At 73.3% G+C, this 15,242-nt stretch carries 9 protein-coding genes; 5 read left to right on the top strand and 4 right to left on the bottom strand.

What is annotated here, in order from left to right; all coding sequences use genetic code 11:
- Positions 1 to 304: 304 nt before the first annotated feature.
- Positions 305 to 2,803 (top strand): DNA helicase PcrA, encoded by a 2,499-nt coding sequence (pcrA, locus tag OHS82_RS17365; RefSeq protein WP_328434122.1) that lies wholly within the window; start codon positions 305 to 307, stop codon positions 2,801 to 2,803.
- Positions 2,804 to 2,946: 143 nt separating this feature from the next.
- Here the strand turns inward: pcrA and OHS82_RS17360 are convergent, their stop codons facing one another.
- Positions 2,947 to 4,479 carry a M23 family metallopeptidase gene (locus OHS82_RS17360; protein ID WP_057584606.1) on the bottom strand — a complete coding sequence of 511 codons (1,533 nt, stop codon included), beginning with the start codon at positions 4,477 to 4,479 and terminating at the stop codon, positions 2,947 to 2,949.
- A 384-nt stretch (positions 4,480 to 4,863) separates the two neighbouring features.
- Positions 4,864 to 5,805, bottom strand: a complete 942-nt coding sequence (locus OHS82_RS17355; protein WP_057584605.1) for an esterase/lipase family protein — start codon at positions 5,803 to 5,805, stop codon at positions 4,864 to 4,866.
- A 523-nt stretch (positions 5,806 to 6,328) separates the two neighbouring features.
- Between OHS82_RS17355 and OHS82_RS17350 the strand changes: the two genes are divergently transcribed.
- A complete protein-coding gene (locus OHS82_RS17350) occupies positions 6,329 to 6,745 on the top strand; it encodes a cobalamin B12-binding domain-containing protein (protein ID WP_057584774.1) in 417 nt (138 codons plus the stop codon).
- A 66-nt stretch (positions 6,746 to 6,811) separates the two neighbouring features.
- Here OHS82_RS17350 and OHS82_RS17345 read toward each other — a convergent pair whose 3' ends face one another.
- Entirely contained in the window at positions 6,812 to 8,446 is a 1,635-nt protein-coding gene (locus OHS82_RS17345) for a DUF5691 domain-containing protein (protein WP_057584604.1), read from the bottom strand.
- 80 nt (positions 8,447 to 8,526) lie between these two features.
- A complete protein-coding gene (locus tag OHS82_RS17340; protein ID WP_328434121.1) occupies positions 8,527 to 9,888 on the bottom strand; it encodes an SWIM zinc finger family protein in 1,362 nt (453 codons plus the stop codon).
- Between the two features lie 156 nt (positions 9,889 to 10,044).
- Between OHS82_RS17340 and OHS82_RS17335 the strand changes: the two genes are divergently transcribed.
- The 3 genes from OHS82_RS17335 to OHS82_RS17325 all read left to right on the top strand — a co-directional run bounded on the left by OHS82_RS17335 (position 10,045) and on the right by OHS82_RS17325 (position 15,207).
- A complete protein-coding gene (locus OHS82_RS17335) occupies positions 10,045 to 11,175 on the top strand; it encodes an ATP-binding protein (RefSeq protein ID WP_328434120.1) in 1,131 nt (376 codons plus the stop codon).
- 160 nt (positions 11,176 to 11,335) lie between these two features.
- Positions 11,336 to 13,960: a DUF5682 family protein gene (locus OHS82_RS17330; protein ID WP_443061784.1), complete on the top strand. Its 2,625-nt coding sequence runs from the start codon at positions 11,336 to 11,338 to the stop codon at positions 13,958 to 13,960.
- Positions 13,957 to 15,207: a vWA domain-containing protein gene (locus OHS82_RS17325; RefSeq protein ID WP_328434119.1), complete on the top strand. Its 1,251-nt coding sequence runs from the start codon at positions 13,957 to 13,959 to the stop codon at positions 15,205 to 15,207. Before OHS82_RS17330 ends, OHS82_RS17325 begins: the two co-directional genes overlap by 4 nt.
- Positions 15,208 to 15,242 lie beyond the last annotated feature (35 nt).

Genomic DNA, 15,242 nt, shown 5'->3' with positions numbered 1-15,242 from the left:
GGTCTCGGTGGGTCCCCGGATCCATGTGGCGCGAGCGGGCGCCTCGGACTCGGGGGAGGCCGTTCGGGCCGGCGGGGGTCGCCGGCGGGGTCGTACGGCCTGTCCGCACGGTAGCCAACGCGTGTGGCCCGTGTGAAGGTTGATGGGTGATATGCCCGATACATTTTCGTGACCTGAGGGTGTGATCCCGCGCTCCGGCCGGATCGGTCGCGGTTCGTGACCGCGGGGGGCCGGAGGGTGAGTGCGGGACGAGTTTTCGGGACGGCGGCCGGTTGTCAGTGGCGCCCCCTAAACTCGGAGAGCGATGAGCAGCCTCTTTGACGACAGCTTCCTGGCGGACCTCAAGGGCCCCCGTGCCCACGAGGAGGAGCCCCCGCCGCCCGAGGACGACCACGGACCCGAGCCGGTCCCGGACGATCTGTTCGGCGGGAAGTTCGACGCGCCCCCGGACCGGGACACGTACTACCGCGACGGCGCCCCCCGCCCGGCTCTCGACGCGGCGGCGCTCCTGGAAGGGCTGAACGACAACCAGCGCGCGGCCGTCGTGCACGCCGGCACCCCGCTGCTCATCGTGGCCGGCGCCGGCTCGGGCAAGACGCGGGTGCTCACCCACCGCATCGCCCACCTCCTCGCCGAACGCAACGTGCACCCGGGGCAGATCCTCGCGATCACCTTCACCAACAAGGCCGCGGGCGAGATGAAGGAGCGCGTCGAGCAGCTCGTCGGCCCGCGCGCGAACGCGATGTGGGTCATGACGTTCCACAGCGCGTGTGTGCGCATCCTGCGCCGGGAGAGCAAGAAGCTCGGCTTCACGTCGTCGTTCTCGATCTACGACGCCGCCGACTCCAAGCGCCTCATGGCCCTCGTCTGCAGGGACCTGGACCTCGACCCCAAGCGCTACCCGCCCAAGTCCTTCAGCGCCAAGATCAGCAATCTGAAGAACGAGCTGATCGACGAGGAGGACTTCGCGGCGCAGGCCGCCGACGGTTTTGAGAAGACCCTCGCCCAGGCCTACGCGATGTACCAGTCGCGGCTGCGCGAGGCCAACGCCCTCGACTTCGACGACCTGATCATGACGACGGTCAACCTGCTGCGCGCCTTCCCCGACGTCGCCGAGCACTACCGGCGCCGGTTCCGGCACGTCATGGTCGACGAGTACCAGGACACCAACCACGCTCAGTACGCCCTGGTCAGGGAGCTGGTCGGCACCTCGGAACATCCGGTCGACGTCCCGCCGGGCGACCACGACGTGCCGCCGGCCGAGCTCTGCGTCGTCGGTGACGCCGACCAGTCGATCTACGCCTTCCGGGGCGCGACGATCCGCAACATCCTCCAGTTCGAGGAGGACTACCCGAGCGCGACGACGATCCTGCTCGAGCAGAACTACCGCTCGACGCAGACGATCCTGTCCGCCGCCAACGCGGTCATCGAGCGCAACGAGTCGCGCCGCCCCAAGAACCTGTGGACCAACGCGGGCGCGGGCGCGCGCATCACCGGCTATGTCGCCGACACCGAGCACGACGAGGCGCAGTTCGTCGCCGACGAGATAGACCGCCTGACGGACGCGGGCGACGCGAAGGCGGGCGATGTCGCGGTCTTCTACCGCACCAACGCCCAGTCCCGTGTCTTCGAGGAGATCTTCATCCGGGTCGGCCTGCCCTACAAGGTCGTCGGCGGGGTCCGCTTCTACGAGCGCAAGGAGGTCAGGGACGTCCTGGCCTATCTGCGCGTGCTGGCCAACCCGGAGGACTCGGTGCCGCTGCGCCGGATTCTCAACGTGCCCAAGCGCGGCATCGGCGACCGTGCCGAGGCGATGATCGACGCCCTCTCCCAGCGGGAGAAGATCAGTTTCCCGCAGGCCCTGAAGCGCGTCGACGAGGCCTACGGCATGGCCTCGCGGTCGACGAACGCCGTGAAGCGGTTCAACGTGCTCATGGAGGAGCTGCGCACGATCGTCGAGTCGGGCGCCGGTCCGGCGACCGTCCTGGAGGCGGTGCTGGAACGCACCGGCTACCTCGCCGAGTTGCAGGCGTCCACCGACCCGCAGGACGAGACCCGGATCGAGAACCTCCAGGAACTCGCCGCCGTGGCCCTGGAGTTCGAGCAGGAGACCGGAGAGGGCGAGGGGGAGGGCGCCGCACCGGCCGGGCTCTCCGACTTCCTGGAGCGGGTCGCGCTGGTCGCCGACTCCGACCAGATTCCCGACGAGGACGAGGACGGCTCGGGCGTCATCACCCTGATGACCCTGCACACCGCCAAGGGCCTCGAGTTCCCGGTCGTCTTCCTCACGGGCATGGAGGACGGCGTCTTCCCGCACATGCGCGCCCTGGGCCAGACCAAGGAGCTGGAGGAGGAGCGCCGACTCGCGTACGTCGGCATCACCCGCGCGCGTGAGCGGCTGTACCTCACCCGGTCGTCGCTGCGCAGCGCCTGGGGGCAGCCGTCGTACAACCCGCCCTCCCGGTTCCTGGAGGAGATCCCGCCGACGCATGTGGACTGGAAGCGGACGGGGGCGACCTCACCTGTGTCGTCCGGCCCGGTGTCCGGGGTGGCGGCGTCGCTGTCCTCGTCGCGCTCGCGTTCCTCGGCTGCGGGCGCGTCCGGATTCGCGACGCGCCGCACGGCGGGGGAGAAGCCCGTGGTCGCGCTGGCCGTCGGCGACCGGGTCACGCACGACCAGTTCGGGCTCGGCACGGTCGTCGGAGTGAAGGGCACCGGCTCCAACGCGGAGGCCACCGTCGACTTCGGCGACACCAAGCCCAAGCGGCTGCTGCTGCGGTACGCGCCGGTGGAGAAGCTCTAGGCGTCGTGCGGCCACCGCCGCCCGGCACACGAGTGAGCCCCCGCTTCGCCGGCGGGGGCTCAGACGATCGTCGGAGTGGACGCGGTCGAGCTAGGACAGGCCTTCGCCCCGGAGGAGAGCGGCGTGCGGAGCGAGGGGCGCGCTTACGTCGGGTTGAGTCCGTGGCTGCGCAGCCAGGGCAGCGGGTCGATCGCCGAACCGCCGGCCGGCCGGACCTCGAAGTGCAGGTGCGGGCCGGTCGAGTTGCCGGAGTTGCCGGAGTAGGCGATCGGATCGCCGGCCTTCACCGTCGTGCCGGAGGGGACGCGGTACGTGGAGAGGTGGCAGTACCAGGTCTCCGTGCCGTCCTTCGACGTCAGGATCAGCATGTTGCCGTAGGCGCTGTTCCACTGGGTGCGCACGGTGCCGTCGGTCGCGGCCATCACCGTCGTGCCGTACGAGACCGGGAAGTCGATGCCGGTGTGCTGCGACATCCAGTTGATGCCGGCCTGGCCGAAGTAGGCGCTGAGGCCGCGCTGCGCGACCGGGAGGGCGTACTTGGGGCGCAGCCGCTCCTTGCGGGCCGCCTCCGCCGCCGCCTTCTTCTTCTCGGCTTCCTGCTGCGCCTTGAGGTCGATGCGTTCCTGCGTGCGGCTGACCCGGTCGCCGAAGTCGTCGACCCCGGCGCTGAGCGTCGCGAGCTGGCTGTCCAGCTTGGTGTTGGCGGCGGACGGCTTCACCGGCTGGGCGTCCGCGGCGGAGGCCGTGGTCTCCTTGCCGTCGCCGCCGGTCAGCGTGCCGACCGAGGCCGCGGCGATCCCGGCGACCCCCATCACGCAGACCGAGGGCACGGCCACCGTCAGCAGCGCGGAGCGCTTGGCGGGCATCTTGCGCCGGGAACGGTTCGCGTTACGGGTGGCCGCCCTGCCGAGCGGCGCCGGGCCGGGCTCCTCCTGGTCGTCGAGGAGGGCCGGCGGGGCGTCGTCCGCCGACTCGCCTTCGGGGCCGCTCGCTTCGTGGCCGGCCTCGTCGTACGCGACCTGCTCGAAAGTGGCGGTGGCCTGCTGGTCGAACGGGACCTCGGCCTGCTGCTCGAACTCTCCCCCGGAGCCGATCTCCAGGGAGGGGCCCCCGGCAGTCTGCGCGGAGACGCCGGACGGGTCGCCGTCGGAGTTCCACTGCGTGGCGTCGTACGCGCCGGTGTCGAAGGTCTGCGTACCCCATTCCCACTGCTGGGTCGCGTCGGCGGGGCAGCCGGGCTGGTCGGGCTGCAGCCAGGCGCTCGCGTCCCAGTGGCCGCTGGTGTCGTGCGCCGTCGCCTGTTGCGGGACCGCGGACAGGTGCTGGTGCTGTCCCGTCTGCCAGGCGGTCGCGTCGTACGCTCCGGAGTCGTGGACGGCGTGGTGCTGGGCCGCGTACGCGTCGTAGTTCAGGGTCTGGTGACTGCCCGTGTCCATGGCCTGATGGCCGCCGCCGTGCCACTGCGCGCCGTCGTGCGTGCCGGTCGCGGGGTTGGTGCCGTCGCCCGGAAGTCGGCCGAACAGGGGGTCGGCGGTCGTGAAGTGCCCGGTGGCGTGCGCGCCGGCGTCGTAGCCGCCGGTCTCGTAGCCGGTGAAGCCGTCGTACGAGGCTTCCTGGGTGCCGTACGACGCGTGGTGCGCCGAAGCGGCGTCGGAAGCCGGGGCCGGGGAGGTCATGATTCCCGACGGGTGACGGTCATTCACCAACTTCTCTATTCGCCGACGACAGGGGCTGCCAGAGCAGTGCGGCGACTGTACCCGGCAGTACGCGGGCACGACAATGTTCTGCAGGTTTCGTGCCCGAAGGAAAGGGGCATTCGGCTCTGTTTCGGGGGACGGCGGGCGCGGGCTTGGCCTTACGTTCGAATGCCGTTCGATGGCGAACGGGTGGGAGCGGGGTGTCACGCCGCTGTCGCGCGGCAGGGAAACGGCTGTGGGACGGCGATGAGCTCGCCGTCGGGCTGTCGTCGGGACGCCTTCAGGCACCGTGGGGTCGGCCCGTCGCGTCACCGTGGGGCCGGCCCGTCACGTCAACGGTGGGGCCGGCCCGTCGCGTGACTGTCAGGCCACCGTGAGGCCGCCGGTCCGCCGGGTGCCGGAGCGGGCGGCGGCGGGCTCCTGCGAGGGATCGGTGTCGAGGGCCTGCCGTATGCCGGTCGCGACGGCGGGGTGCACGGGCAGGGCGAGATGACCGATCCCGGTCACCCGGACGTTCTGCGCCGACAGGTCGGGATGGTCCACGCAGGCGGACTCCAGCGGGTCCATGAGGTGGTCCAGGTCGCTCCAGAAGCTGACGAATCGGGTGCGGCAGCCGGGCGCGGGCCGGGAGAGCTCCTCGATCACCGCCGAGCCCGGGCGCATCTGGCGCACTATCGGGTGCGCGTTCGCCAGCGGCGCCACCCGGGTGCCGGAGTGCGGGGTGCCCAGCGTGACCAGCGTGCGGACGCGGACGTCGCCGCCCAGCCGTTGCACGTAGTAGCGCGCTATCAGGCCGCCCAGGCTGTGCCCGACGACGTCGACCTGCACGCTGCCCGTGCGCTCGCAGATCTCCTCTATGTGGCGACCGAGCAGCTCGGCCGCCGTCCGTATGTCACAGGTCAGCGGCGAGTAATTGAGCGACTCGACGCGATGCCTGCCGTGCTGCGCGAGGCTGCGGCGCAGCAGGACGAACACGGAGCGGTTGTCGATGAACCCGTGCAGCAGCACCACCGGCGGCGGCGCCTGGGTGGGCAGCCGGGCAGGATCGTCGGACCCCGCGGGCAGCGCGGGGCGTACCGGGCCGCGGCGCTCCTGCGCGATGCCCGAGGGGTACAGGAGCAGATGCCCCGCGAGGATCGCGAGGTCGAGGGCGGTCGCCTTGAGCAGGGTCAGGGACAGGCCGGCCAGTCGGCCCGGCAGGCTCGGGAGGTCCGGCAGTCCTGGAATGCCCGGGATGGCCGGGAGGTCCGGGAACAGACGCTGGCACAACGGTAGAAAGGGCTGCAGTGCCCGGGTGACCTTCATGGCCGACCTCCTGTCGGCACGCTGAGGACTTCTCTGTCCCCCGTGTGCCCTCGTGGAAGTCGCTGTCGAGGAGGTCGATCGGGCACGGCGGGGCGTGGAGCGGATGCGGCCCGTGGCTCGGGGTGCGTACGCCCTGTGCGACGTTGCACCGTCGACGTGCGGAGGATCCCTGCCCGGTGTGGCGACAGGCTCCCCGCTGTCGTGCCTTACCTGCTCTACATGACCATCGTGCCCGTCGATGCGCCGTACCGCCACGCAGCGCGGGCTGCGACGCGACGAACGGCGACCTCGAAGCGGCTCCCTCTGCGCCTCGAACCCCCCTGGGACAGGGTGCGAACGGTGCGCGGTGAACGTGTCCCTCCGTGTGATTTCCCCCTCGGTCAGCACCGCGAAACTGCCGGTTGCGGGATGCTGGCGATAACGTTCGTTCACTTCCCCCGGGCGGTGTGGCACGGGGTGTCCGTGGCCTCGAGGATGGACACAGTCGCTCGAGGACGGACGGAGTCGCTTCATGGAGGCAGTGATGGGTGTGGCAGCCGGTCCGATCCGCGTGGTGGTCGCCAAGCCGGGGCTCGACGGCCACGATCGCGGGGCCAAGGTGATCGCGCGGGCGCTGCGCGACGCCGGCATGGAGGTCATCTACACGGGGCTCCACCAGACGCCCGAGCAGATCGTCGACACCGCGATCCAGGAGGACGCCGACGCGATCGGGCTGTCCATCCTCTCCGGGGCCCACAACACGCTCTTCGCCGCGGTGATCGAGCTGCTGAAGGAGCGGGACGCGGCGGACATCCTCGTGTTCGGCGGCGGGATCATCCCCGAAGCGGACATCGCGCCGTTGAAGGAGAAGGGCGTCGCCGGGATCTTCACCCCCGGGGCGACCACCGCGTCGATCGTGGAGTGGGTCCGGGCCAACGTCCGGCAGTCCGCGCAGGCGTGATCCCGGGTAGGCGTGAGCCGTGCGGGTTGCCCCCGCGGGTTCGGGCCGTGGTCGCTCCGGAACCGGTCAGGCGCCCCGGCCCCCGGGTGTCGGCGGTCCGAGTTCCTCCGCCATCAGCGCCCGCAGGCGCAGTGTCCTGCCCAGCCGCTGGAACGCCTCCGCCCAGTAGCCGCCCGCGCCCGGCGACGCGTCCTCCGGTTCGTCCGGCACCGCGAGGAGGGCATCGAGCCGGGATGCCTCCGCGGGGTCGAGGCAACGCTCGGCGAGACCCATGACGCCGCTGAAACTCCACGGATAACTGCCCGCGTCCCGAGCGATGTTGAGCGCGTCGACCACGGCTCTGCCGAGCGGCGCGGCCCACGGCACGGAGCAGACGCCGAGCAGTTGGAACGCCTCCGACAGACCGTGCGCCGCGATGAACCCGGCCACCCAGGCGGCCCGCTCGGACGGCGGCAGCGTGCCCAGCAGCTTCGCCCGTTCGGCGAGGGACACCGCGCCCGGCCCGCCCGCGCCCGGCGAGGACGGCGCGCCGAGCAGCGCCCGTGACCAGTCGGCGTCCCGCTGGCGGACGGCGGCCCGGCACCATGCCGCGTGCAGTTCGCTCAGCCAGTCGTCGGCCACCGGAAGCGCCACGATCTGCTGCGGTGTGCGGCCGCCCAGCCGGGCCGGCCAGGTGGCGAGCGGGGCCGCCTCCAGCAACTGGCCGAACCACCAGGACCGTTCGCCCCGGCCCGGCGGGGCGTGCGGCGACACGCCGTCGCGTTCCATGGCCGTGTCGCACTCGTGCGGCGCCTCCACCAGAAGGGTCGGCGTGTCCCGGGTGTGGTCGACGGCCACGCACGCGCCGGCCCGGACTGCCATCCGCGCGGCGAGCGCCGAGCCCGGCAGCGCCGACAGCAGCTCCGCAGCCGTGGCCCGCACGTTGCGGCTGCGGTCCGCCAGCGCCTGTTCCAGGAACGGCTCGTCGCGCGGGGCGAGGCCGGTGCGCAGCGAGTCGAGGAACATCAGCCGGTCCTCGGCGCGCTCCGTCGACCAGGTGGCCGCGAGCAGCTCCCGGGCAGCGTCGGGGTCACGGGAGCGGATGGACGCGAGCAGGGCGACCCGCTCGGCGAACAGGCCCTCCTGCCAGAGGCGCCCGGTGCGTTCGGCCTCCGCCGGGCCCGGCAGCGCCGGGCCGCCGCCCGGCGCCGCACGCAGGGCGAACCGCCAGTCCGGGTTCAGCCGGGCCAGCCACAGGGCGCGCGGACCCGCGAACTCCAGCGCCGCGGGCCGCAGGTCGGTACGCGCGCGTGCCGCGTCGAGCAGCGCGGGGAGAGACTCGGCCGGTGCCGCGAACCCGCGTGCGTTCACCGCCGTCAGCCACTGGGGCAGCAGCTCCATGAGGTCCGGCGAGGCGCCTCTGCGGCCACCTGGGCCCGCGCCGGGGCGGTCGGCCAGGAGCAGGGCGAGTCTGCGGGCCGCCGCGCCGGGCAGTGGCGGGCGGGGGTCCTCGGCGGCCGGTTCCGGACGGGGAGCCGCGTGGCCGGGGCGCAGTCCGGCGCGCCGGCGTACGGTCTGCGCTGCCGCCGCGTCCAGCAGGGCCGTCGGCGCGTCCCGGCCCGGGGCCGCTCCCGGGGGTGTGCGACGGTCCGTGCCGAGAAGGGCCGCGGTGATCAGCTCGTCCCAGGCGGAGGACGTGGACAGCTCTGAGGACGTGTTCATGAGACTCCTTTCTGCCGACGCTGCCGACTCTGTCGGCTCTGCGGCCCCTGCCGACGCTGCCGGCTCTGCAGAAGAGGCGTTCAGCACAGCCGCACCGCCTCTCCCGGGCCCGTCGGCCAGGCCGTCAGCGGGGTGAAGCCACGGTGGCCGCACTCTCCGAAGACCCGGACGGGCGCGCCGCCGGAGAGGGCCGCCAGACGCCACAGACCGGGCCGGAGGAGCGCGGTGGAGGTGAGCGGCAGAGCCGTGCCGCCCTGCGCGTCCGCCAGTTGCCAGGAATCGCCGTCCGGCGTCGGGACGACGTCGGCCAGCGTCACCGGGACCGACTCCTGCCAGGGGTCGAGGCGCAGGGCCTCGCCGTACCGGGCGGCCGCCTCGCGGGTCGACACGCCCGGGGGTCTGGCGCCGGTCGGGGCCGGTGGATCGAACTGCTCGCCGAGAGCGGCCCGCTGCTGCCCCGCGCCGGGATACGCGGACAGTTCGGCGTCCAGCGCGAGACCCACGGGCAGGGTGAGTTCGGGGGCCCGGCCGGCGGCTCCGTAGGAGAGCAGGAGCGCGGTGCGGCCCGTGGTGGCCCCGTACAGCCAGATGCGGCGGGTCGTCAGTTTCGGGTCGGGCGTGTCGTACTGGGCGAGCACCAGCCACTGGTCGCGGACCGGTGGACCGTCCGCGGACGAGGGCAGACCCACGCGGGTGCGGACCGTCGCCGCGAGGTCCGCCGGCAGCCGCTCACGGTGCAGCCAGCCCCGGACGAGGAGGTGCAGCAGCGCGCACTCCTCCAGCAGCCGCGCCGGCCAGCCCGGGCCGGTCGCGGGGATGGCGCCCAAATCCCGTACCCGCGCCGCGAGTCCGGGCGCCTGCGCGTCGACCATGCGGGCCGCCGTCTCCTCCCACAGCCCGTAGCCGGCCTGTTCGGCGCCGGCCAGGCCCGAGCGCAGGAGATCGGCGAGCCGCTCCTCCAACTCCGTCACCCCGCCGGTGATCCGCTCGGCGCGGCGCTCCGCCCGTCGCCGCGCCCCTTCCGGGTCGACGGGGCCGGACGCGGAACCCTCCGGCCCCGCCTCCCGTTTCTCCTGCGTGCGCCGGCGGCTCGCGACCCACTGCTCGGCCCACTCCGGCTCCCGCCCCGCCGGCACCGCTTCCTCTCCGCCCGACCAGAGCAACAGCAGCCCGAGCGCGTGCTTGCACGGGAACTTACGGCTCGGGCAACTGCACGTGTACGTCGGACCGGAGCCCCCGACCCCGTCCGCGACGTCGACGGCCGTCCGGTACGGCGTGCCGCCGCCGCCCCGGCACAGGCCCCACACCATCCCCTCCCGCGAGCTGCCCGTCCCCGACCACGGGCCGGGCGCGGCGAGTTTGCTTCCCGCTTTGCGTGACGCGGAGTCAGGCGCCAGTGCCAGCACCTGGTCCGCGGTCCAGCGCACCCCCTGCTCAGTCATGCCACCGACGGTAGATCCCCCCACTGACAATCGGTCCGCCGAGCTTCGGAGGAACCCGGCCGAGACGACGTTTTCGCAGGTCGGATCGCATTGTCAGTGGCGTGGTGCACGGTGGACACCAGATCCGAACCGGCCGAGATGGAGGGGGCCTCAGCCATGTCTGTGTCCGTAGATCCGACGTCCGTCGACCCCAGTGCGAACAGGCCGGCCGATGCATTGCGCCCGCACGCCGAGGAGGCCTTCGCGGCCGAACTCGCGGCTCTGGCCGCGCAGGACGACCGGCCGCGTCCGGCCCGCTGGAAGCTGTCGCCGTGGGCCGTGGCCACCTATCTCCTGGGCGGCGTCCTGCCCGACGGCACGGTGATCTCGCCCAAGTACGTGGGGCCGCGCCGCCTCGTCGAGGTCGCCGTCACCACCCTCGCCACCGACCGCGCCCTGTTGCTGCTCGGCGTCCCGGGCACCGCGAAGACCTGGGTCTCCGAGCACCTCGCCGCCGCGGTCAGCGGCGACTCGACGCTGCTGGTGCAGGGCACCGCGGGCACCCCGGAGGAGGCGATGCGCTACGGCTGGAACTACGCGCAGCTGCTCGCGCACGGGCCGAGCCGTGACGCGTTGGTGCCCAGTCCCGTCATGCGGGCCATGGCGGAGGGGGCGACGGTACGGGTGGAGGAGCTGACCCGCATCCCGGCCGACGTGCAGGACACGCTGATCACCGTCCTCTCGGAGAAGACGCTGCCGATACCGGAGTTGGGACAGGAGGTGCAGGCCGTCCGCGGGTTCAACCTCATCGCCACGGCCAACGACCGCGACCGCGGCATCAACGAACTGTCCAGTGCGCTGCGCCGGCGCTTCAACACGGTGGTGCTGCCGCTGCCGGAGAGCGTCGAGGCCGAGGTGGACATCGTCGCGCGGCGGGTCGACCAGATCGGCCGGTCCCTGGACCTGCCGGCGGTGCCGGAGGGCATCGACGAGATCCGCCGGGTGGTGACGGTCTTCCGCGAACTGCGCGACGGCGTCACCTCCGACGGCCGGACGAAGGTGAAGTCGCCGAGCGGCACGCTGTCCACCGCGGAGGCCATCTCCGTCGTCACGAGCGGGCTGGCACTGGCCGCGCACTTCGGCGACGGCGTGCTGCGGCCGGGGGACGTGGCCGCGGGCATCCTCGGCGCCGTCGTCCGTGATCCGGCGGCCGACCGGGTCGTCTGGCAGGAGTACCTGGAGGCGGTCGTGCGCGAACGCGTCGGCTGGACCGACTTCTACCGCGCCTGCCGGGAGGTGAGCGCGTGAACGGGGACCACGGGAACGGGGCCGGCGCCGGAAGCGGGAGGAACGACGGGCGCGGTCGGGGCAACCGGAGCGGCCGCAACGACGTCAACGAGGTGACCTGGTCGTTCGTGCACACAACGGGGAGGGTGACGGTGAACGACGACACGAAGTGGCCCTGCGCGTGAAGGGTGACCACGGCACGGCCGGCGTCGACGGGGTCGACGGCCGGGATGCGGGACGGCCGTTGCTGCTCGGGGTGCGTCACCACGGGCCGGGGTCGGCGCGGGCGGTACGGGCGGCTCTGGAGGCCGCCCGGCCCCTGGCCGTCCTGATCGAGGGGCCGTCCGAGGCCGACGCGCTGATCCCGCTCGCCGCTGACGAGGACATGCGGCCGCCGGTCGCTCTGCTCGCGCACGCCGTCGACGAACCCGGCCGGTCGTCCTTCTGGCCGATGGCCGAGTTCTCGCCGGAATGGGTCGCGCTCCGCTGGGCGCTGGACCACGGGGTTCCCGCCCGCTTCATCGACCTCCCGGCCGCCCACTCGCTGGCCTGGGAGAACACGGCGGAGACGAAGGAAGGGGAAAGGCAAGGAGAAAGGAAGGAGGAACGGGACGGCGACACGGCGCAGGGGGCCGGGGGAAGGGTGGACGAGAGGGGGGAGGGCGGGGAGGGGAGGCAAGGGAGCCGCGCGCTGCTGCGGGGTGATCCCCTCGCCGTGCTGGCCGAGGTCGCGGGGTACGACGACGCCGAGCGCTGGTGGGAGGACGTCGTCGAGCACCGGACCGCGGGGACGGGGGACCCGTTCGCGCCGTTCGTCGCGATCGAGGAGGCCATGGGGGCGCTGCGGGAGGCCGACGACACCGGGCCGGGTGGGAGCGGAACCGACCGGGACCTCGTGCGCGAGGCTTGCATGCGCGGCCACATACGGGCGGCGCAGCGGGAGTTCGGGCCGGCGGGGGTGGCCGTGGTGTGCGGGGCGTGGCATGTGCCCGCGCTGCGCCGCAAGGTCGCCGTCGCCGCCGACCGTGCGCTTGTCAAGGGACTGCCCAAGGTCAGGGCCGACCTGACCTGGGTGCCGTGGACGCACCGCAGACTGGCGCGGGCCGGCGGGTATGGCGCGGGCATCGACGCGCCGGGCTGGTACGCCCACCTGTTCGGCGCGCCGGACCGCCCCGTCGAACGCTGGCTCACGAAGGCGGCGGCCCTGCTGCGCGAGGAGGACCACATGGTGTCCCCGGCGCACGTCATCGAGGCGGTCCGGCTGGCCGAGGCGCTCGCCGCGCTGCGCGGCCGGCCGCTGCCCGGCCTGGGCGAGACCACCGACGCCGTGCGGGCGGTGCTGTGCGAAGGCTCGGACGTCCCGCTGGCGCTGGTGCGCGACCGGCTGGTGATCGGGGACGTGCTCGGCGAGGTGCCGGCGGGCGCACCCGCGGTGCCGCTGCAGCGCGACCTCGACCGGCTGCAGCGCCGGCTGCGGCTCAGACCGGAGGCGGCGGAGCGGGAGTTGGCGCTCGACCTGCGCAAGGAGAACGACGCCGAGCGCAGCAGACTGCTGCACCGGCTGCGCCTGCTGCACGTCGAATGGGGCGAGCCGGCGGCCTCGCGCGCCAGCACGGGGACGTTCCGGGAGACCTGGCGGCTGCGGTGGGAGCCGGAGCTGTCGGTGCGGGTCGCCGAGGCCGGAGTGTGGGGGACGACCGTGTCGGCCGCCGCCACCGCGAAGGCGGCGGCGGACGCCGTGGCCGCGCGCGGCCTCGCCGAGGTGACGGCGCTCGCCGAGCGCTGCCTCCTCGCCGGTCTGTCGGACGCGTTGCCGACCGTCATGCGGGTCCTCGCCGACCGGGCGGCCCTCGACACGGACGTCGGGCATCTCGCGGAGGCACTGCCCGCCCTGGTCCGCGCTCTGCGCTACGGCGACGTGCGCGGCACCGACACCGGCGCGCTCACGGAGGTCGCCGCGGGCCTCGCCGAGCGGATCTTCGTGGGTCTGCCGCCCGCCTGCGTCTCGCTGGACATGGATGCGGCGGACGCGATGCGGCGCCATGTCGACGCGGTGCACGGCGCGGTGGCGATGCTCGACGACGTCCGCGCGGCGGACGACGAGGATGCCGCCGAAGAGGATGTCCCAGGCAGGGATGCCTCCGGTGCCGGTGCCGGTGCCGGTGCCGGTGCGGGGCGGCGCGTCCGGTGGCGTGCCGTGTTGCGGGCGTTGTCCGGGCGGGACAGCGTGCCCGGCGTCCTCCGCGGGCGTGCCGCACGCCTGTTGTTGGACGAGGGCGAGCTGGATCCGGAGGCAGCGGCGCGGCTCATGGGGCTCGCCCTCTCGCCGGGGACGCCGCCGGGCGACGCGGCCGCCTGGATCGAGGGCTTCGTCGGCGGCGGCTCCGGGGGCGGGCTGTTCCTCGTACACGACGAACGGCTGCTCGCCCTGGTCGACGGGTGGCTGACGACGGTGCCGACGGAGGCGTTCACGGACGTGCTGCCGCTGCTGCGGCGGACGTTCTCGGCTTACGAGCCGGGGGTGCGCAGAACGCTCGGCGAGCTGGTGCGGCGCGGTCCCGGGGAGCGGGCGGGCGGGCCGGGCTCCGAGGCCGCGACGCCCGGGTTCGCGGCCGCTCTGGACGCCGGGCGGGCGGACGCCGTCCTGCCGGTGGTGCGTCTGCTGCTCGGACAGGACCCGGGCGGTACGGACGAGACGGGCGGAGAGGCGGAGAAGACGCGGGAGGCGGAGGAGGTGGGCGGAGCCGGTGGGGCCGGCGCCGCACGGGAGCCAGGGGACGCCGAGTACTCAGGGGTGGGCGCATGACGACGAGTGGTCCGTGGACGGGTGACACGGCGGCGGATGCCACGGAGACGAGGGCCACGGAGTCGGATGCCTCGGAGCCGAGGGGCACGGCGGCGGCTGGGGACGCCGGGCAGGAGCGGCTGAGGCGCTGGCGGCTGGTGCTCGGGGGCGACGCGGCCGACGGCACCGGACACGGCCTGTCCGGCCGGGACGCCGCGATGGACGGGGCGCTCGCCGCGCTCTACGGGTCACCGGAGGTACCGCGCACGGGGCGGGAGCGTTCGGGAGGACTGGGAGCCTCCGCGCCGTCCGTGGCGCGCTGGCTCGGGGACATCAGGACGTACTTCCCCTCCTCCGTGGTGCAGGTCATGCAACGCGACGCCATCGACCGGCTCGGGCTGTCCACCCTCCTTCTGGAGCCGGAGATGCTGGAGGCGGTCGAGCCCGACGTGCATCTCGTCGGCACCCTGCTCTCCCTCCACCGGGCGATGCCCGAGACGACGAAGGAGACGGCGCGGGCCGTCGTCCGCAAGGTCGTCGAGGACCTCGAGAAGCGGTTCGCGGGCCGCACCCGGACCGCTCTCGCCGGCGCACTCGACCGGGGCGCGCGGCGCAACCGCCCGCGCCACCGCGACATCGACTGGAACCGCACGATCGCCGCCAACCTCAAGCACTACCAGCCCGAGTACGGGACGGTCGTGCCGGAGCGGCTCGTCGGGTACGGACGGGCCTCGCAGTCCCTGCGCAAGCAGGTGATCCTCTGCATCGACCAGTCGGGTTCGATGGCGTCGTCGGTGGTGTACGCGTCGGTGTTCGGGGCGGTGCTGGCCTCGATGCGGTCGATCGACACCCGGCTCGTCGTCTTCGACACGGCGGTCGCCGACCTCACCGACCGGCTCGACGACCCCGTGGACGTCATGTTCGGCACCCGGCTCGGCGGCGGCACCGACATCAACAGGGCGCTGGCCTACTGCCAGTCGCAGATCACCCGGCCCGCCGAGACCGTGGTGGTGCTGGTCAGCGACCTGTACGAGGGAGGCATCCGCCACGAGATGCTCAAACGGGTCGCGGCGATGAAGGCGTCGGGCGTGCAGTTCGTCGCGCTGCTCGCCCTGTCCGACGAGGGGGCGCCGGCCTACGACCGGGAGCACGCGGCGGCGCTCGCTGCACTGGGGGCGCCGGCGTTCGCCTGCACCCCCGACCTGTTTCCCGAGGTCATGGCGGCGGCCCTGGAGAAACGGGCGCTGCCGGCACCGGATGCGGGGTGAGCGGAGGGACGGCAACGGCACGATTACCCATCGGT

The sequence above is a fragment of the Streptomyces sp. NBC_00425 genome, from assembly GCF_036030735.1.
Taxonomy (GTDB): Bacteria; Actinomycetota; Actinomycetes; order Streptomycetales; family Streptomycetaceae; genus Streptomyces.
This window is presented reverse-complemented; position numbering and strand designations above follow the sequence as displayed.

Bases quoted from the DNA above. Each gene is read 5' to 3' on its own strand.
- pcrA (WP_328434122.1), top strand. From the start codon at position 305: ATGAGCAGCCTCTTTGACGACAGCTTCCTGGCGGACCTCAAGGGCCCC.
- OHS82_RS17360 (WP_057584606.1), bottom strand. From the start codon at position 4,479: ATGACCTCCCCGGCCCCGGCTTCCGACGCCGCTTCGGCGCACCACGCG.
- OHS82_RS17355 (WP_057584605.1), bottom strand. From the start codon at position 5,805: ATGAAGGTCACCCGGGCACTGCAGCCCTTTCTACCGTTGTGCCAGCGT.
- OHS82_RS17350 (WP_057584774.1), top strand. From the start codon at position 6,329: ATGGGTGTGGCAGCCGGTCCGATCCGCGTGGTGGTCGCCAAGCCGGGG.
- OHS82_RS17345 (WP_057584604.1), bottom strand. From the start codon at position 8,446: ATGAACACGTCCTCAGAGCTGTCCACGTCCTCCGCCTGGGACGAGCTG.
- OHS82_RS17340 (WP_328434121.1), bottom strand. From the start codon at position 9,888: ATGACTGAGCAGGGGGTGCGCTGGACCGCGGACCAGGTGCTGGCACTG.
- OHS82_RS17335 (WP_328434120.1), top strand. From the start codon at position 10,045: ATGTCTGTGTCCGTAGATCCGACGTCCGTCGACCCCAGTGCGAACAGG.
- OHS82_RS17325 (WP_328434119.1), top strand. From the start codon at position 13,957: ATGACGACGAGTGGTCCGTGGACGGGTGACACGGCGGCGGATGCCACG.